14 protein-coding genes are annotated in these 20552 nt (G+C 42.1%); 10 read left to right on the forward strand and 4 right to left on the reverse strand.

Annotation, left to right across the window (positions count from 1 at the left end):
• Positions 1-44: 44 nt before the first annotated feature.
• The 3 genes from B2727_RS01100 to B2727_RS01110 all read left to right on the forward strand — a co-directional run bounded on the left by B2727_RS01100 (position 45) and on the right by B2727_RS01110 (position 2902).
• Complete coding sequence (locus B2727_RS01100) at positions 45-494, forward strand: hypothetical protein (protein ID WP_033134558.1); 450 nt, start codon at positions 45-47, stop codon at positions 492-494.
• Between the two features lie 89 nt (positions 495-583).
• Positions 584-1531, forward strand: coding sequence for an RDD family protein (locus B2727_RS01105; RefSeq protein ID WP_033134559.1), 948 nt, complete (start codon positions 584-586; stop codon positions 1529-1531).
• Positions 1532-1717: 186 nt separating this feature from the next.
• Entirely contained in the window at positions 1718-2902 is a 1185-nt protein-coding gene (locus B2727_RS01110; protein ID WP_033134560.1) for a porin, read from the forward strand.
• A 51-nt stretch (positions 2903-2953) separates the two neighbouring features.
• Here B2727_RS01110 and B2727_RS01115 read toward each other — a convergent pair whose 3' ends face one another.
• Positions 2954-3787: a DMT family transporter gene (locus B2727_RS01115; RefSeq protein ID WP_033134561.1), complete on the reverse strand. Its 834-nt coding sequence runs from the start codon at positions 3785-3787 to the stop codon at positions 2954-2956.
• A 75-nt stretch (positions 3788-3862) separates the two neighbouring features.
• Entirely contained in the window at positions 3863-4843 is a 981-nt protein-coding gene (locus B2727_RS01120; RefSeq protein ID WP_005213090.1) for a LysR family transcriptional regulator, read from the reverse strand.
• 100 nt (positions 4844-4943) lie between these two features.
• Here B2727_RS01120 and B2727_RS01125 point away from each other — a divergent pair, with 100 nt between their 5' ends.
• The 6 genes from B2727_RS01125 (at position 4944) to cntB (ending at position 12469) form a co-directional block, all read left to right on the forward strand.
• Entirely contained in the window at positions 4944-6056 is a 1113-nt protein-coding gene (locus B2727_RS01125; protein ID WP_033134562.1) for a tartrate dehydrogenase, read from the forward strand.
• 39 nt (positions 6057-6095) lie between these two features.
• The gene (locus B2727_RS01130; RefSeq protein WP_241345176.1) at positions 6096-7751 is read left to right on the forward strand and encodes a BCCT family transporter; all 1656 of its coding nucleotides are present in this window, start codon (positions 6096-6098) and stop codon (positions 7749-7751) included.
• Positions 7748-8701, forward strand: coding sequence for an alpha/beta hydrolase (locus tag B2727_RS01135; protein ID WP_241345127.1), 954 nt, complete (start codon positions 7748-7750; stop codon positions 8699-8701). The genes B2727_RS01130 and B2727_RS01135 overlap by 4 nt, the downstream gene beginning before the upstream one ends.
• Positions 8702-8765: 64 nt before the next feature.
• Complete coding sequence (gene cntA / locus B2727_RS01140) at positions 8766-9881, forward strand: carnitine monooxygenase subunit alpha (RefSeq protein WP_005150788.1); 1116 nt, start codon at positions 8766-8768, stop codon at positions 9879-9881.
• A gap of 75 nt (positions 9882-9956) precedes the next feature.
• A complete protein-coding gene (locus B2727_RS01145) occupies positions 9957-11408 on the forward strand; it encodes an NAD-dependent succinate-semialdehyde dehydrogenase (protein ID WP_241345126.1) in 1452 nt (483 codons plus the stop codon).
• A gap of 104 nt (positions 11409-11512) precedes the next feature.
• Positions 11513-12469 carry a carnitine monooxygenase, reductase subunit CntB gene (gene cntB / locus B2727_RS01150; protein ID WP_241345125.1) on the forward strand — a complete coding sequence of 319 codons (957 nt, stop codon included), beginning with the start codon at positions 11513-11515 and terminating at the stop codon, positions 12467-12469.
• Between the two features lie 76 nt (positions 12470-12545).
• On the opposite strand, the gene B2727_RS01155 is transcribed toward cntB, so the two are convergent.
• Together B2727_RS01155 and aspT are read right to left on the reverse strand one after the other, a co-directional pair.
• Positions 12546-14147, reverse strand: a complete 1602-nt coding sequence (locus tag B2727_RS01155) for a bifunctional aspartate transaminase/aspartate 4-decarboxylase (RefSeq protein ID WP_004806113.1) — start codon at positions 14145-14147, stop codon at positions 12546-12548.
• A gap of 49 nt (positions 14148-14196) precedes the next feature.
• Positions 14197-15882: an aspartate-alanine antiporter gene (gene aspT / locus B2727_RS01160; protein ID WP_241345123.1), complete on the reverse strand. Its 1686-nt coding sequence runs from the start codon at positions 15880-15882 to the stop codon at positions 14197-14199.
• Positions 15883-16412: 530 nt separating this feature from the next.
• On the opposite strand from aspT, the gene B2727_RS01165 reads away from it, so the two are divergent.
• The coding region (locus tag B2727_RS01165; RefSeq protein ID WP_291345986.1) for an ESPR-type extended signal peptide-containing protein at positions 16413-20552 on the forward strand (4140 nt) is incomplete at its 3' end.

The raw sequence follows: 20552 nt of genomic DNA on the forward strand, positions 1-20552 counted from the left end.
GATTTTTGAATTTATTTTATAAAAGATTTATGGATAAGAAGGAAATGACAAATCACTTTAAGAAATTACTCATTTCTTTAATAGTAGTACCTTTTTTGAGTTGTTCTTTACTTGAGGAAAAAGTATGTATTCATAATTTTAATAAGAGAGTGATTGAACTAAGCCATGATCTAAAGGTACAGAAGGTGATCAATCGTATTGATCAGAAAATTTTTTGTGGAAACCATCCTTATAGTGATTTTTATAATCGCTTGGATAGTTTATTGGTAGGGTTGGATGAAATTCAACGAGAAGAATTTTATACAGTTTTATTTTTTGCTGAATTCCATCGCAATGAAAATGGTGGTGAGTATGTTGAATTTTTGAATAAAAATAATATTAATATTTACAAGCAATATAAGCTAAAAATGAGTGATCAAAAGTTATTGGCTAAAATGAAATATACAGATGAAGAGTTGTTGAATATAAAAGCCTTGGGTGAGATGCTTCATTAATGTATTTTATTAAGATTTAATATATAATCTTGAAATTTTAGTTTGATAGCTAAATTTATAAATTTTTAATTAAATATAAAGGGTATGTTTTGTCTTCTGTAAAATTTTCTTATATTGCTGGTTTCTGGCGCCGATCATTTGCTTTTCTTATTGATTTATTACTGGTAGGTGGTTTCTGCTGGAGTACGATTAGACTTTTATCTAATTTTTTGCATCAATTCCCAGTTATATCTATTTTTATTGGATATTTCTTTGTTGTTTTATATTTTGGTTTGTTAAACAGTCATTTACATTCTGGACAAACGTTTGGCAAACAGCTTTTAAAAATCAGAGTGGCTGACACACATGGGAAAGATCTTGCTGTAATTCCATCATTGCTTCGTTCATCCATCTTGTTTGCGCCATCATGCCTCATGTCATTAAGCGGTTATTTTCCGATTTTACTATTATCTGAATTATTCAACCTGTTGTTGGCCTGCTTACAAATTTTGCTTATTTATTTTTATATTTTTAACCGACAAAACCGCCGCTCCATTCATGACTTCGTTGTGGGTTCAATGGTGATTAATTTAAAAAAAGATGATCAAGAACAACAAGTTCCTGAGATGTGGACTAAGCATAAGATTTTTGCAGCATTGATTACGTTGGTGGGTTTAGGCATTGGAATTTCTTCTTTCAATTTGTTTGATCGTGATAATACTGTTGAAATTAATAATTTTAAGGGCGGTCAGCCTGAAATTGTTCATGTAAAACGGATTTTAGAAATGGAAGATGGATCAGAGGCTCAACTCATTTTATTTGATGTGCAGATCAATGATCCAATAAAACTTAAAAATTCATTTTTCGCCCAAGAGTTCGCAGATAATTTACAAAGACTTGAGCCGCAGTTGATAAATGACAGCAGTAAAATTTCAATTCTTTTGAGCACACGGCTTCAATTTGGCTTAGCCTCATCAATGGATTTAAATATGTACTCAGTTAAAAAAACGCAGCAAGGATTAAAGGTTGTAGAAGAGATTTCTACCGTAAACTTTTAAACCATGAAAAAAGCTGAAGCTATTTGTTGCATAGATTAAACCTTTTAATTTACGTGCGGATAGCTTCAGTATCTCTAATCCTGTTCCATTAAACACACTCCGTAAAGACCAACTTTATAGTTTAAGCGTTGTTTGTCAGCCTGAATTTCTTCATTTTCTTATGAGGTTAAACAAGGACGTACAACAATGAAAAAAGCACTGCTTCTCTTGGGTTCAATAGGTATCTTGGCAAATACGCCAGTCTTGGCCGCCGATTTAAGTATCGGTGACCCGAAAACACAGGCGGGTGAACTAAAACTGACAGGCGCCATCCGTACCCGCTATATCCATAAAGACTATATTGTCGAAGCCAATGAAGGCTCCAAAAATGATGACTGGAGATTGGCCGATATCAAGGCGGTCTTGAGTTATGAAAATCCAGACTGGATTGCATCGATGGATGTGCGTTGTTACCAGTATGACCGCTTATGTGATGCACTGTTTTTAAAAGATGCTTGGGCAGGCTACAAATTCTCGGATCAGCAACGGCTGACAGTTGGTTTTCAATCGGTTGATTTCGGCTTTGGACGACTTTGGGGCAATAGTTATTATGAAACTTTGCTCAATACCGTTGGGCTGGAAGACATTCAAAACCTTGGAGTGAAATACCAGTTTAAGGACAATCTGTATAACTTCATTCTCGGTTTTTACCCGACTGATGGTGGTAACTACAAAGGCACATCCAAAGATTCCAGTCGCTATAGCGGTAACTTTGTGCGGGCAGATGATCAGACCCAAGGTACCGATATTGATGAAAAGAATATGTGGGTGACACGCTTATCCCGAAAATTTGAGCTCGATCAATCTCAGAATTTCTCCACGGAAATTGGTGGCTCTTACTGGTATTCGGAACTGGAAAATAACCGAACCAATAAAGATGGGCATCGTAGTACATGGAGCATTTTTAGCACCACCAATTATCAGGCATGGCAATGGTTGTTCTTGGCAGGAGAGCAGGACATTAAAAATGCAGATGATCTTTTGCCAAAAAGTTCGACCATTGGCGCATTTGACTATCCTTATCAAGTGGCCAACAAAGGTAAATATATGGCCAATGAAATTAACTATACCTTTGCTAAGCCTTTCCATCAGTTAGAAAATATTAAACCCTATGTGTCGTATAGTCGTTTTTATAAAGATGAATCAGGCTATCAAGATTCGGATCGCTTAATCGCAGGTCTATATTTTAACTATAAAAAAGTCGGCATACAGGGGGAATATATCTGGAGTCGCAATGACCCAATGACGGGCAGTGGCGCAGATGGATTGGCACAAGGTGAGAGCAATCAATGGAATAAATTGTTCTATTTATCCTTGGGTTATTATTTCTAAACTCAGCGTTGAAAATGAGCCAGTCTGTTTGCGATAGACTGGCTTTTTGCTTTAGGCGGTTCTTAAGATCAAAGCACCAATCAAAATGATGCATGAGGAGATAATCCGTACCGCATTAATACGTTCTTTTAGAATAAAGATCGAAATCAGCGTGGCAAATAAAATCGAGGTTTCTCTTAGTGCGGCAACAATCGCAACAGGTGCAAGCGTCATCGCCCACAGTGCCAAACCATAAGAAAAAAATGAACCGATTCCACCAATTAAACCTAAATGCCAATTATGTCGAAAATACTCCCCCATTTGCCGATATTGCATTTTTAGGGCAAAGATAAAAAAGATCAGTCCTGAGAGTACGAAACTCCATAGGATATAGGCAATGGCTGATCCTGCAAGGCGAACACCATGTCCATCCAGCAAGGTATAACCCGCAATCAGGACAGCGTTGAGTAGAGCCAGACCGATACCTTTGCGTCCCGTTTTGGGCGCAGCCAGAATCATCGATAAAATGCCGACGGAAATGGTGATAATGCCTAGCCATGCATTGAATTGAAGTTGTTCATGCAATAACAAAGTGCCTAAAATGGCCACAATCAGCGGTGCTGTGCCACGCATTAAGGGATAAGTCAGCCCCATATCGGCAACGCGATAGATTTTAGCCACCATACCAAAATACAGAATTTGTATTGCTGTTGAAGACAGAATATAAGGCCAGCTCTCGCGATGCGGAATCGGGAAAAAGGGCAGCAGTAGTGCGGCTAAAACTGCTGCGGATGCAGTGACCAATACGGTAGTTAAAAATTTATTTGTACCCGCTTTTACAATGGCATTCCATGTGGCGTGACATGTCGCTGCAAGTAAAATAAGGCCAAATATTGCCGTGCTCATAAGCTGCCTGTTATTTCATGATCTTGCTAATGTGCATGATATGGTTGAAAAAAGAAAGCAGGCAGCTTAGCGCGATTATAGAAATACTTTCTCTGTATTTGGATTGATCGGCTCAATCGGTTGGATCAACTGACCACGGCTTAGGTTCTGGATATGCTGTAAACGGTTGATCAGTTCATTTTGAATAAACAGGATACAGGTCTGTAGTTTAGACGAACTTTTTAAACGTGAAGGATAGACCGCCCAAACATCGGCATCTTGCCAGTATTCAGGCAAAATATGCTGTAACTGACCACTAATCAATTCATCTGCGACATCCCAAATCGAACGTAAGATAATGCCATGTCCCTCAATCGCCAACTGGTGAATAATCTCGCCATTATTGGAAATGAAGCGCGGTGTGACATGTACCGACCGATCTTCCGAGAGATGACGCAATTTCCATAATACTGAGGATTGGTCACGCTCACTGATAGTCAGGCAATCATGGTTGCGTAAATCTTCCAAACTTTCAGGCATGCCTTGTTGCAGTAAGTAGCTGGGTGCAGCGCAGAAAATTCGGAAATTCGACACCAGTTTTTTGGCAATCATATTCGGGGCAATGTCATTGCCGATGCGAATATCCAGATCAATACTGTGTTGAATCAGGTCTTTGGTGTTGTCGATGGTATCAAACTGAATTTCCAGTTTTGGGTACATGGTCATTAATTTAGACAGAATTGGCGCAACATGTTTACGGCCAAAACCGAAGCTACTGACTATGTCGAGATGACCTGTGGGCGTGCTTAAGGGGTTATTCACCAGCTCACTGATTTCATCAAATTCATCCAGAATATTGGAGACCCGATCCAGAATCAGTTTGCCATCTTCGGTCAAACTGACATGACGGGTACTGCGATGGAACAGTTTACAGTTCAGATTGGTTTCTAAAATATTGATGCGTTTACTGATAAATGCAGGTGAAGCACCTAGCTCCTCAGCTGAATCGACAAAACTCTTGCGTTTGGCGACTGTGCAAAAAACCTTTAAATCCGATAGGTTAGGTAGATTATTCACGATCCGTGTCCATTGGGGTGATAGTTTTCTTATTGATCATTTTTGCTGAAAACAGCATGTTTACAGCTAAGGATATTAACCAAAGGTGTAAGGGAGCGTTATGGCAAAAAAGTATAAAGTTGCCACGATTGCGGGTGATGGGATTGGTTTAGAAGTTCTACCAGAAGGCATCAAGGTTGTAAAGGCGGCAGCAGACAAATATGGCATTCAAGTTCAAATGGATAGCTTTGATTGGGCCAGCTGCGATTACTACCTTGAACACGGCAAAATGATGCCGGATAACTGGTTTGAAGTCTTGCAGGAATATGATGCAATTTTCTTTGGTGCGGTGGGTTGGCCTGAAAAGGTGCCTGATCACATTTCACTATGGGGATCATTGCTGCAGTTCCGTCGTCGTTTTGACCAGTATGTGAATTTACGTCCAGTTCGGTTAATGCCTGGGGTGAAATGTCCACTGGCTGGTAAGCAACCAGGCGATATCGATTTTTATGTGGTGCGTGAAAACAGCGAAGGTGAATATTCAGCGATTGGTGGTAAAGCCTTTGAAGGCACTGATCGTGAGTTCGTCTTGCAGGAAGCGGTGTTTACCCGTCATGGCGTCGATCGCATTTTAAAATATGCGTTTGAATTTGCGGATCAACGTGAGGCTAAAAAAATCACGGCTGCAACCAAATCTAATGGCATTGCCGTCAGCATGCCGTACTGGGACGAGCGTGTCGATGCAATGGCAAAACACTATCCACAGATTAAGGCAGATAAACAGCATGTTGATATTTTAGCGGCACGTTTTGTTCTACAGCCTGAGCGTTTTGATGTGGTGGTGGCATCGAATTTATTTGGTGACATCTTGTCGGATTTAGGCCCTGCATGTACCGGCACCATTGGTTTGGCGGCTTCGGCCAACCTCAACCCTGAACGTAAATTCCCGTCATTGTTTGAACCTGTGCATGGTTCAGCACCCGATATTTACGGTCAGCAAATTGCCAATCCGATTGCGGCGATTTGGTCAGGTGCCATGATGCTGGATTTCTTGGCAGATGGAGATGAGCAGGTGATTCAGGCAGGGCAGGAAATTATGCAGGCGATTGAGCATGTGTTGGTGCATGGCCCGAAAACGCCTGATGTCGGCGGAACTGCCAAGACCTATGAAGTGGGTGATGCGATTGCATCCTGTGTGACTCAGCAAAAAATGGATTTATTCGCGATGGAGTAAGTACCCCTGAGGGAATAGTCACTATCCGAGATGGATTGAATAGATATGGATAATCAAATTACAAAGCCTTATACAGATAAGACGCTTGCGATCACCAGTCTTGCCGTTGTATTTACATCGGTGGCTGGGTTGGCAATCTACTCATCTGAATCAATACAACTGGCAGCAAAATGGATGCAATGGACCACGTCGGTGTTTACCACGCCAGTCCTGTTATTTGCTTTTTTATCAATTATTTTTACCTTCGGTTTGGCCTTTAGTAAATACGGCAAAATCAAGCTCGGCGAAGGTAAGCCCCAATACAGCACCATGTCATGGATTTTCATGTTTATTTTGTCGGGGATCGGGTCATCTACCTTGTACTGGGGCTTTCTAGACTGGGCTTATTATTATCAAACGCCAGGTTTGAATTTAGCTCCTGAGTCAGCTGAAGCACTGAAATACAGCGTGGCCTATTCCTTCTTTCACTCTGGTTTGAGTGCATGGTCGATCTATGCTTTGGCATCGATTTCACTGTGCTATAGCTATCATGTCAGAAAGAATAAAGGCTTGAGCTTAGCCTCAATGGTCGAAGCAGTCACTGGCTTTAAAGCGACAGGACCCGTTGGACGTGTGGTCGACCTGATGTTCTTGCTATGCATGTTTGGTGCCTTGACCATTTCACTGGTTTTGACTGCAGTCACTTTTACCAACATTCTGTCCCAACTCACGGGTATTCCGAATACCTTCATGACCAAAGTCATTATCATCTTGGCGGTGTCGGTGTTATTTGCCCTCAGCTCTTATGTCGGTATGGATAAAGGCATGCAGCGTTTGAGTCATATGGTGTGTTTGGGTGTGGTGCTGTTTGCGATCTATGTGCTGTGCTTTGGCCCAACCCAATTCATTATGAATAATTCATTGATGAGTTTTGGTCTGATGGCGACTAACTTTGTCGATATGAGTCTGTTTACCGACCCGATGGGCGATGGAAAGTTTACCCGTGAATGGACGGTGTTCTATTGGTTATGGTGGATTTCTTATGCACCCGGTGTAGCGCTGTTTGTGACCCGTGTATCTAAAGGACGCACCATTAAAGAAGTGATTCTTGCCATGGTCATCGGCGGTAGCGTTGGTTTATGGTTCATCTTTGGGGTATTTGAAAATTACAGCGTTCACAGCTTTATTCACGGCATGGTCAATGTGCCGCAAATCTTGAGTCAGCAAGGCGGTGAAGTGGCGATTGGTCAACTGCTCGGTTTATTGCCAGCAGGCAAGCTGATGATGTGGTTGTTCCTTGGCATTATGGTGATTTTCCTTGCAGCACATATGGATGCGGTGGGCTATGCGGTTTCTGCAACCTGTACCCGTGGCCTAAGTGAAGGGCAAGATCCATCTCCGAATGCGCGTTTGTTTTGGTGTCTGATGTTAACCCTGGTACCGATTGCGATGATTTTCTCTAAGGCGCCGTTAGACACCATGAAAACGGCCACCATTGTGACTGCCTTGCCGTTTATTGTGATTATTCTGGTACAGACCTATGGCTTGGTGAAATGGTTGATTGAGGATTATTCCAAAGTACCATCGCATTTGATTGAACAGCGCAGCTTTAGTGATTTGGACGCGCTTGAGCATACTGACCCAAATCAACAGATGCAGATTGATATTGCGGCAACCACACTGGCACATAAAAGCAGTCAAAAGGAATTGTTATGACTCAGCAACCGAACATGCACTATGGGTTAAGCGAAGAAATGCAAAGTCTGGTGTACTGGAGCAGCATTTATTCAGCAGCGGATAACGATATTGATTCAATTCGTGCAGCCTATGATGCGATGTGCCTGCATTACACCTTGCCACGTGATGGTACGGTCAATATTGAAGATAAAACTGTTGCGCATGCCACTCATCCAGTCAATGTTCGGTTGTATTCACCCTTGGGCCAAGCACCTGCGCAAGGTTGGCCTTGCGTGTTGTTTATCCATGGGGGTGGCTGGATGCTGGGGAATCTAGATTCACATGAATTTATTACCCGTTATTTATGTCGTGATTTGAATGTTGCGGTACTGAGTGTGGATTATCGTTTGGTGCCCGAACATCATTTCCCAGCCGCTTATGAAGACTGTGAAACGGTTTATCAGTGGCTTCGTGCGCATGGCGCAGACTGGAACATTGATCCAACGCAGATTGCCTTAGCAGGCGACAGTGCAGGCGGCAATTTAGCCGCGGCACTGGCGGTTCAATTACAACATACAGGCAATCAGGCATGTGGTTTGGCTTTGATCTATCCATGTTTGGGCATTAGTTTTGATACCGCGTCTTGTCAGCAGCACGCACAGGCGCCGTTATTGACGCTCGAGGAAATGCATTATTACCTGAAGGAATATGCGCCGAATGCAAATGACTGGGAAGATACACGTTTAGCGCCACTAAATGCACAGGATTTTTCTGACATGCCACGTAGCTTTGTTGCGGTGGCTGAATACGATCCACTGAGTGATGACGGGCGTATTTTCGTGGACAAGTTAAAACAAGCCAATATTACCGCCGAGTTTTATCTCGGCAAAGGATTACTACATGGCAGTTTACGTTTAGTACGGGATTGTCCTGTGGTGCAGGATTTATATCAGCACATGCTGAGTTCGTTAAAGCAAATGTTCAAGTGATTTGAACATCAGCCAATTTTGATAAAACGGTCGTTAGGACAAAACAGTTTAATGGAGTAAAACCATGAATGCAGTTGAAAAATTACCAGAAGATTTCTGTTCAAACCCAGATGTGGCATGGACATTTCCAAAAGTGTTCTATACCTCATCTCAGGTGTTTGAGCGCGAAAAAGAAGAAATTTTTGCGAAAAGCTGGATTTGCGTAGCACATGGCAGTGAAGTTGCCCAAGCCAATGACTATATTACCCGTAAGGTGATTGGTGAAAACATCATCGTGATTCGCGGTAAAGATAGTGTATTGCGTGCATTTTATAATGTCTGCCCACATCGTGGTCATGAATTATTAAGTGGTAGCGGTAAAGCCAAAAACGTGATTACCTGTCCGTATCATGCATGGACATTCAAGCTGGATGGTAGTTTGGCACTGGCACGTAACTGTGATCATGTTGAGTCTTTTGACAAGCAAAACTCCAGCATGGTGCCGTTAAAAGTTGAAGAATATGGTGGTTTTGTCTTTATTAATATGGATGAAAATGCCACTTGTGTTGAAGATCAATTGCCTGAATTTGCACAAAAACTGAATGAAGCTTGTGCCGTAATCAAAGACTTGAAACTGGCTGCACGTTTTGTAACGGAAACACCTGCCAACTGGAAAGTGATCGTGGATAACTATTTAGAATGTTATCACTGTGGTCCAGCGCATCCTGGTTTTGCTGACTCGGTACAGGTGGATAAATACTGGCACACCACCCATCAAAATTGGACGCTGCAATATGGTTATGCACGTTCTTCAGAAAAATCATTCAAGCTTGACCCATCGGTGAAGGATCCAACTTTTAGTGGTTTCTGGACTTGGCCATGCACCATGTTTAACGTACCACCGGGTGCGAACTTTATGACCGTGATTTATGAGTTCCCGATGGATGCGGAAACCACTTTGCAGCACTATGACATTTTCTTCACCAATGAAGAATTGACTCAAGATCAGAAAGACCTGATTGAATGGTATCGCAATGTCTTCCGTCCTGAAGACCTCGAACTGGTTGAAAGCGTACAACGTGGTTTAAAATCACGGGGTTATCGTGGTCAAGGGCGTATCATGACCGACAAGCAACGTTCAGGAATCAGTGAACACGGTATTGCGTATTTCCAGAATCTTGTTGCGCAATACCACAAATAATTTTGTCTCAGGCATCAGATAATTTAAGGTGCGGTGATCAGGCCGTACCTTGCTTTTAATCGATAGGAACATGACATGTCAAGTTTGCAAGCAAGTCCGTTATTTCAACAACGCGGATTGATCAATGGTCAATGGGTGAGTGCACAATCTAATGCCACCATTCCTGTGACCAATCCTGCGACAGGTGAAGAAATTGGTGTCATTCCAAATATGGGTGCAGCAGAAGCCACCGAAGCGGTTGAAGTGGCGTATCAGGCTTTAGCAGCGTGGAAAGGATTAACGGCACAAAAACGTGCAGACCTATTATTGGCTTGGTATCAGCTGGTTTTGAGCCACGCGGATGAGCTGGCGCGGATCATGACCATTGAGCAGGGTAAACCCTTAGCCGAAGCTTTGGGTGAAGTGAAATATGCAGCTTCATTTATTCAATGGTTTGCGGAAGAAGGCAAACGTGTTTATGGCGATGTGATTCCAACCACCAATAGCCAGCAGCGTTTTATTATCACCAAAGAACCTGTGGGTGTGGTTGCAGCGATTACGCCGTGGAATTTCCCTATTGCCATGATTACCCGTAAAGCGGCACCTGCTTTGGCAGCGGGTTGTACGATCGTGATTAAGCCTGCCAATGAAACCCCATATTGTGCGCTTGCAATTGCCAAACTGGCAGAAATGGCAGGCATTCCAGCAGGTGTCATTAATGTAGTTACAGGCAAATCGCAAGAGATTGGTTTGGTCTTTAGCAGTCATGAAAAAGTCAAAAAACTGACCTTTACTGGTTCTACACCTGTGGGGCGTTTATTGATGCAGCAATGCTCAGGCACCATTAAAAAATTGGCGCTGGAACTGGGTGGCAATGCACCATTGATCGTGTTTGATGATGCGGATCTGGATAAAGCGGTACAAGGTGCAATCTTTGCCAAGTTCCGTAATGCAGGGCAGACCTGTGTTTGTGCCAATCGAATCTATGTCCATGACAAGGTTTATCAGGCCTTTACCGAGAAATTTGTGCAAGAAGTACAGAAATTCAAAATCGGCAATGGTTTGGAACCGAATGTACAGATCGGGCCGTTAATCAATGACAAGGCAGTACTGAAAGCAAAACAGTTGATTGATGATGCTTGTGGCAAAGGTGCCCAAGTGGCGTGCGGTGGTCAACAACATGCACTTGGACAAACCTTCTTTGAACCGACCGTGTTAACCGATGTTTCGCGTGATATGGACATTGTTCAGGAAGAAATTTTTGGCCCAGTAGCACCTTTAATTCGTTTTACTGAGGAAGCGGATGTGGTGGCGCAAGCCAACGATACCATTTTTGGTTTGGCAGCCTATGTGTATAGCGAAAACATTTCACGGATTTGGCGTGTGGCTGAACAACTGGAATATGGCATGGTCGGGATGAACTCAACTGCTATTTCCAATGAAGTGGTGCCATTTGGCGGTGTAAAACAATCGGGTGTTGGTCGTGAAGGCTCTAAATACGGTTTAGAAGAATTTATGACCATTAAATATATGTGTTTAGGAATTTAGGGACACTGTTGGTTGGGTTGTCAGAATGGGCAGCCCAACGGGCAATATGCGCTTAAAATTAGAAAATGCTGAGATGAGCAGCATGCGGTAAAGAGGATTTAGACATGGCTAGTCATTATGAAATGTTTGCATCGGTGGTCACACGGGTAGAGCAACTGACTCCACTGATCAAACGGTTTACATTTAAACGTCAGGACGGACAAAATTTCCCTCAATTCAATGGTGGCAGTCATATCATTGTGAAAATGAATGATCAGCTATCCAATGCCTATTCATTGATGAGCTGTGCTCATGATCTATCGACTTACCAAGTCTGTGTCCGTAAAGATATTGAAGGTAAAGGTGGTTCAGTCTTTATGCATGATCAGTGCAATGAAGGCTGTGAAATTCTGATTTCTGAACCGAAGAATTTGTTTCCATTGGCGGCAGATGGTGAGAAACATATTTTAATTGCAGGCGGGATTGGGATTACCCCATTTGTGCCGCAAATGGATGAGCTGGCAGCGCGTGGTGCAGACTTTGAATTGCATTATGCCTACCGTTCCCCAGAGCATGCTGCATTGTTAGATGAACTCAAGCAAAAGCATGGCGAACATATTGTTAGCTATATTGATTCAGATGGAAAATATCTTGATCTCGATCAATTGATTGGCTCTCAACCCAAAGGTACGCACGTCTATGTGTGTGGCCCAAAGCCAATGATTGATGCAGTGATCGATCGTTGTAATTACCATCGTTACCGCGATGAATATATTCACTGGGAACAGTTTGCATCTACGGTACCTGAAGAGGGTGAAGCATTTACGGTTGTATTGGCGAAATCCAATCAAGAAGTGGAAGTGCAAGGCAATCAAACCATTTTACAAGCGATTGAATTGCTCAATATTGATGTGGAATGTTTATGCCGTGAAGGAGTCTGTGGCACGTGTGAAACCATGATTCTAGAAGGTGAGGTAGAGCATTTCGATCAGTATCTGAGTGATGATGAAAAAGCCTCACAGCAGTCGATGATGATTTGTGTATCGCGTGCAAAAGGCAAAAAACTAGTACTTGATCTTTAATTTAAAGTTTTGAGTTTAAAAATATAAAAAAGCAGCCTAAGCTGCTTTTTTATTGATCAGGAACATTGATTCAGATTTATTTTTTGCCTTTCTTGGTTTTTAAGTATTCTTGATAAGATTCTTCGGCAAAGCGTCTTAAGGAATCCCCAATGGCAGCATATTGGTATTCATTCAGGTTGGCCAATGACGCACGGGCAGAAGGGTGCTGTACCCCAAAGCCTGAACCTGGTAACAGTACCACACCTGTTTCATCAGCAACGCGGAATAATAATTCGGTTGGGTTCTTATTCTTCATGACCCAATCTGCAAACTCGTCTCCATACAGTGTTCGAGAGGTATTTTCCAAGTTGACCAAGGTATAGTAATCGACTGAGTTTGGATCGGCTGGAACTTCAACTCCTAATTGTCGATACAGCGCAGCATCACGTTCGCGCACTACAGATTTAACCGCCTTCTTATAGTTCTGTTGCGAATCCATCATATTGAATAGGGCAAACAGTACCATTTGCACTTGTTGAGGTGTAGAAAGACCTGCGGTGTGGTTCAGTGCTACATTGCGACTATCTGCGACCAGACGATCAATAAATTTGATCTTGGCTGGATCAGTGGTTAAAGAAGAATAGCGTTCTTCCAGTTCCTTCTTGTCTTTTTTCGACAGCGCAGCCAGTTTTTGATCCAGAATATTATTGTTGGAGAGAGCGATTACCCCGAGTCTCCATCCAGTTGCTCCAAAATATTTCGAGAATGAATACACCAAGATGGTATTGTCTGGGCAGATCGCAAACAGTGATTTGAAATTGTCTGCAAATGTACCGTACACATCATCGGTTAAAATAATCAGGTCAGGTCGTTTTTTCACGATATCAGCCAATATCGCCAAACCTTCATCGCTGAGTTTTACTGAGGGCGGGTTACTTGGATTCACCAGAAAGAAGGCTTTAATCGATGGGTCTTCCAGTTTCCGCAATTCAGATTCAGGGTATTGCCATCCGAGTTTTGGATCGGCCTCGATCAGGACTTCTTCAAGTTGATAGTCATTCAGTTTTGGAATTTCCAAATATGGTGTGAAAATAGGTGCACCAATCGCGATACGATCGCCATTGGCAATAATTTTATTCTCTTTTAAGGAGTTAAAAATATAGGCCATTGCTGCGGTTCCACCTTCGACCGCAAACAAGTCTAAGCCTTCTTTCGGCATGCCTTGGACGCCCATTTCACGTAGGATATATTCTTTGATAATCGATTCACTGATACGTAGCATGCGGTCAGGGACAGGGTAGTTACAACCTAAAATTCCCTCAACCATTTCCAGTAAAAAAGCATCTGGATCTAAACCGAGCTGATCTCGGACATAGGAAATGGCTTTGCCTAAAAATACTACACCGGGTTTATCCCGATTGTGCATAATGAAGTTATCGAAGCGAGATTGCAGACCAACTGGGCGAGGGAAGCCGCCTAAGCCTTCTGGCATATAAGAGAACGAAAACTCTGATTCCGTTGTTGAAAATAGCCCCAATTGGAAGAATGCCCGACGCGGAATCGTGGCTAAAAAGTTTGGATTTCCGCGGCCTGCATTCAGCATCATCCTGTCTGTTTTGCTTTGGGCAAGCTCAATTAAATTGTCTTTTAGTTCGAATGGGCTAAGTTTTGAGTATTTTGAGTAATCAACGTTCCCCATGGGAAGTCTCCTTAATTATAGTGACGGCAATAAAATTTTGAATATGGATTTAAGCAAGGCCAACAATCAGTGGGCCAAGCAGAGTTAAGAATACGTTTGCCAAGGCATAGGTAATTGCAAAAGGCACGGTCGGAATTGAGTTTCCAGCTTTATCTAAAATTGCACCAAAGGCAGGGTTGGCACTACGAGAACCAGACAAGGCGCCTGCCATAACGGCAACGTTGTCATAACGCAGCACATAACGTGCAAAAAGCATGGAAAGAATCAGAGGAACTAATGTGACCACCACACCGATCATAAATAAGGACAGACCACTGTCTTTAATGGTTTGGATGGCTTGTAAACCAGATTGCAAGCCAACCGCAGCCACGAATCCTGCAAGACCCAGATCTTTCAGGAGCTGCGATGCAGCTAAAGGCATGTTGCCATGGACTTGATTGCGGCTGCGCAACCAACCAAACAGAAGACCTGACAGTAACGCACCACCACCTGCACCAAGTGTTAGAGGGACATCACCAATACGGACTACAAACAAACCAATCAATAAACCAACGACCAAGCCTGCGCCGTGGAAAATCCAGTCGGTTTTTAAGCTTTCTGGCAGTGCTGTACCTGCTTCTTTGACTAAACGATCAAGATCACTTTTAGTTCCATACACGGTAATAACATCCCCTTGATGTAAAACGGTGTCATCACTCAAGCTCTGCGTTTCATCGTTACGTTTAATCGCCAGCACGTAAATCCCATGCTTTAAATAGGATGGGGTATTACTTTTAATATCACCGAGACTGCGATTGATATACTTGGAATTTCTTAGGATGACATCGGTCGTATCCATAATCATTTCCATACCTTGTGAAGACTGTAGTTCAGTACCAATTTGGTCTGAAATAGCAACAACACTGGCACGACGGCCGACCAGCAATATCACATCATCTGTTTGTAAAGTTAGTTCTGGTGCCACATCAATCAATTGATCTTTACGCTTTAAGCGCTCGATGGTAATGCTACTTTGTATGGATTCAAGTTCTGCAACAGTTTGTCCATTGGCTTGTTTGACTTTATAAATACGTCCGACAATTTCAGGCATTGCAAGCTCTTGACCTGGTGCTAATTCAAAAGCACCTTTCAGACGTTCGGATTGTGCTTTCAAAGCATCATCGTGAATTTCTTTGCCCATAAATTTAGGCAGAATATTGACACAGACAATGATGGCACCCAATGAACCAAAAATATAAGTCACCGCATATCCGATTGCGACATTGGCCTGTAGTTTTTGAATCTCAGCCAAGGGCAGGTCGAGTCGTGAAATCGCATCACCTGCAGTCCCAATAATTGCAGATTGGGTCATTCCACCAGCAGCGAGTCCTGCGGCTAAACCTTTGTCTAAATGGAATAACTTTGCCATGACCAAGACTGTGATTAAGCCGCTGACTGCCATGAAGACTGCTAATAGGATTTCTTTTATCGATTGTGGACCCAATGATTTGAAGAACTGTGGGCCACTTTCAAAACCAACTGCATAAATAAATAATGCAAATAGAATGGCTTTGACCCCATTATCGACGGGAACACCGATGAGACTGAGTACGACTGCAACAAGTAGGGAACCTGCTACACCACCGAACTGAAATTTTCCGAATTGAAACTGACCGATCCAGAAACCTATTGCTAAGGATAAGAACAATAGTATTTCTGGGCTATGTTTTAATTCGCCTTGTAACCATTCAATCATTTTTCGATCTCACTTTTCTTATTCGATCTATCTTTAGGTTTGAAATTTATTTATTTTTCATGTTTTTTTAAAATACGCCTCAGAGCGATTCTGTGCAAATCTATTGATTTTATTGTATTTTTATATTTTTAAAGTCTAAGTTGTTATAAAGGCTAATTTTTTTTTCAAAGTGTTGTTATATAAAAATATATTTTAACTAAAGATAAAAATAAAGTTACACAAATAAACAAATTGGAATCTAAGTATTTACTAGTGTTTTATGTTTTTTTAATAAATTTTAAATAATAATTAATTTTTTATAATAAATATTTAATATTATGATTTTTAATGAAAAATGTTGTTTTAAACTGTAATCATTAATTAGATTTAAAATAATATTAAAGTAAGTTGTATTTTTGTAAATTACATTTAAAAAACAAAGTATAAATAAAGAGTTACTCTAAGTTACCAAGGGTTGAATAAGTTTCTGTTTATATTTTATTCAAAATAAACACTTTAAAAACATACATAAACGATAAGGTGAAATAATCATGAATAAAGTCTATAAGCTGGTGTGGAATGCTTCAACTGGTGTTTGGGTAGCGGTATCTGAGCTGGCTAAATCCAGAGTAAAATCAAAGACAATTAAGGTTTTAGCTGCTGTCATACTGGTTAATTTTAGTGTAGGGATAGGCGCAAGTTATGCAGATGAGGTAATTCAGGGAAATAATATACAAGTCGTTACAGATAATAGTGATCCGTTGAATATAAAGCACACAATTTCTACATCGGATAATGTTGCTTTTAAGAATGTTACCGTGGGGACGGTGGTGGTTGATAGTACAAGCAATAAAATCTCTGGATTGAGTGATGGGGCGAATAATGATGATGCTGCAACTTTTGGGCAATTGAAAACTGTTGATAATAAAGTCAATCAAAATAGCTCAGATATTTCATCATTAAATTCTAGTGTTTCGAAAAATACAGGTGATATTTCGACAATAAACTCGAGTGTATCTAAAAACACAGGTGATATTTCCTCACTAACTAATCGAGTCACGGTGAATGAAGGAGATATTGCAAATTTACAGTCATCGGTTGGGGGAATATCGAATCAAACCTGGAAAATTCAAGCAAATGGTGATGCTGCAACATCAGTAAAGTCTTCTGATACAGTTCAGTTTTCAGATGGCGCAAATATTGCGATTACCCGATCAGGAAATAATCTGACTGTTGCGACAAAGCCAGAGGTTAGTTTTGACAAAGTTACAGTCGATGGGGTTGTGATCGATAATGGCCAAATTACAGTGACTAAAAATGCTACTGTAGGTTCTGGATCTAAGGAAGTTGTGACTGGTGATCAACTGTATAAAGTTGAACAAGACTTGTTAAATGCAGGAATTGAACGCGCTAAATATTTCCATGCAACTTCAGTTTTAGATGATTCTGTTGCTGATGGTACCGACTCAGTGGCGGTAGGGCCAAAGGCTGTGACCAATATAGCAGCTAAAGATGCGGTGGCGATTGGTAATAATGCCATTGTCGGAACAGCAACCGTTGCGGGTACACCTGCTACCGATGGAATTGAGTCAATTGCGATTGGTAAAGACACTAAAGCACTAGGCAATAAAAATACCGTGATTGGGCAGGCAGCGACGACGGATACGATGGAAATTACCAGTTCGATTGCGATTGGTGATGCTGCAAAGATTAGTGGTACCAGCACCAAAAATGCCGTTTCTATAGGTTCTAACTCAATTTCAAGTGCTGAGAATGCGACTGCGTTAGGGGCTGGTGCAGAAGCTTCTGCATCGAATGCTACCGCTATTGGTCAAGGGGCGAAAGCAGCATCTGGCTCAGCAATAGCCTTGGGAGATAGTGCAATTGCGAGTGGAGCAAATTCTACTGCACTGGGTTCAGGTGCTCAGGCGAATAGTACCAGCGCCATTTCTTTAGGTGCAAATGCAGGCGTAGGTACGGTCAATAATGCAGGAAATAGCAATCAAAACCATATTGCAATTGGTACCAATGCAGGACAAAACATCAAAGGCAATGAAAATATCGCCATTGGTTTAGAAGCATCCAATGGTACATCGGGAAATTATAACATTGCGATTGGTTCGAAATCGGGTCAGGCTTCCGCGGGCGAGGAAAATGTCAGTATTGGTTATTTATCCAATCAAAATGCCAAAGAAACTGACCATACCACAGCGATTGGTGGACGTTCAATTTCAGGTCAAGCGGCTGTTGCTGTTGGTTATTTAGCAAGTGCAGACAATCAAGGTGCGGTTGCGATTGGGTCCAATTCAAAAGTAGAAGGGATTGATGACGGCTCGGGTACAGGGACCAAGAAAAATGCAGATAATGGCGTTGTAATTGGAACAAATGCGTGGTCTAAAGATAATAGTATTGCTTTGGGTTCTAATTCTGTTGCTTCAAAAGAGTTAGCCGAAACACAAACAGGTTATCTGACCTCATCTAAAACCAGTAATCAAGGCGTGGTCTCAGTTGGTTCGGATGGTTCAGGAGGTGTGGCTGCATTTAACAGAAGAATTGCTCATGTGGATGATGGTGCAGATGGTTATGATGCTGTTAATGTCAGACAATTAAAAATTGCTCAAGAGAAAGTAGGTAACTTAATTGGTGGCGATGTTAGTGTAGACAACAACGGTAATTATTCGCAAATTACCTTAAAAGATAATAATGGCAAGGAATATAAATACAATACAGTGGTCGATGCTTTAGGTGCGATCTCAAGTGGTGCTGTGCTGCCAAGTATTGATAATGCAGTGACTTATACAGATGCAACCTCTAAACAAATTAATCTAAGACCTAATACGGTTATTAGTGGTTTGGCACCAGGTAAAGTGGGTACAGATGCGGTGAATCTAGCTCAAATGCAAGAAGCCGTTGAAGCGAGTCGGGTCAAATATATCAGTGTTAAATCTGAGACGATTGGAAACAAAAATAATGAAGGTGCTTCTGGGGTAGATGCGGTTGCAATTGGGCCTGAAGCCATTGCCCAGAATAAAAATAGTACGGCAATAGGTTCGCAGGTCTATGCCCTTGGTGATAATGCGACCACGATTGGTTCAACAGGAACGATTGCATATGATGCAGCAGGTGTTGCGATTGGTCAGCATGCGATCAGCCGGGGTGAAAATAGTATTGTCATTGGTAAAGATGCGAAATCAGAGCCACAAACCAGCAATGATAAAGTCAATGATGCAGTGGCAATTGGGACAAATGCACTGGTGACTAACAGTAAAGGGATTGCGATTGGTAAAGAAACGATTGCACGAGGAGAGGAAAGTATAGCGCAAGGTTATGATGCTCGAGCGAGTGCCGATCGGGCGCTTGCCGTTGGGGTCAGCAGTCGTTCCTCAAGCACAGATGCACTGGCTTTAGGTACGCAAGCATCGGCATCTGGAACCAATGCGTTGGCGACAGGTAAACAAGCCAATGCCAATGCTCGTGACTCAATTGCAACAGGGACACAAGCAACAAGTTATGCAACCAATGCAATTGCACTGGGAAATAACTCTATTTCAGGGAAAGCCAATCCGACCAAAGATGAAATTGATAACAATCTCAATTCAAATACGATTGCCATTGGTACAGATAGTTTTGCTCAAATTCAAAGTGCAATTGCTCTAGGGAATACGGCTCGAGCGACTGAGGAAAATACCATTGCAGTGGGTAAAAACAGCAAAGTTGAGGCGAAAGATGCAATTGCGATTGGTCTAGATGCTCAGACGATTGGAGCAAATGGGGTTGCTTTAGGTAAACAAGCCAAAGCAGACGGGGAAAATGCGTTGGCGCAAGGTGTTTCAGCTAAGGCATTAAATCTTAACTCCATTGCGCAAGGGAACAATGCACAAGCTATTGCAGATAATGCAACTGCGATTGGTGCAAATGCTTTGGCGACAGGCAGCGCAGCAATTTCACAAGGTTTCAATGCCAAAGCGTTAAATACCAATACCATTGCTCAAGGTACCAATGCACAGGCAACAGCCGAAGGTGCGACTGCCATAGGTTCAAATACAGTTGTTAATCATAACAATGCTGTTGCCCTTGGTAATGGTTCGCAATCTGCCGATTATGTACAAACAACCAGTACGGTAATTAATGGCAAGACCTATAATTTTGCGGGTATGCCTACCAATTCTTCAAGTGTAAGTGTGGGTAGTGCAGGGAATGAACGTATCATCGTCAATGTCGCAGCAGGTCGAATCAGCTCAACCAGTACGGATGCGATTAATGGTAGTCAATTGCATCAAACCAATACTGCAATTGAAGATTTAGCCAATACACCACTAACCTTTCAAGCAGATAGCGGTGCCAATGTACAGCGTAAACTTGGAGAAACGCTAAATGTCGTTGGTGGTGTAACAGATGCGAGCAAATTAACAGATAACAATATTGGTGTTGTGGCTGATGGAAATAACAAGCTCACGGTTAAATTAGCCAAAGATGTGAAAGTCGATAGCGTCAATGCAGCAGGTACATTGATCAATAGTAATGGCCTCAGTTTTGTGGATGCTAGTGGCAATGCGATCGCGAATAGTCCAAGTATTAGCAAGAACGGAATTAGTGCAGGCAATCAAAAGATCACCAATGTCGCCAAAGGTGATGTAAATGCCACTTCGACTGATGCGGTGAACGGCAGCCAATTGAATGAAGTTCAGCAA

The sequence above is a fragment of the Acinetobacter sp. UBA991 genome (assembly GCF_002292065.1).
Lineage (GTDB): Bacteria > Pseudomonadota > Gammaproteobacteria > Pseudomonadales > Moraxellaceae > Acinetobacter > Acinetobacter higginsii.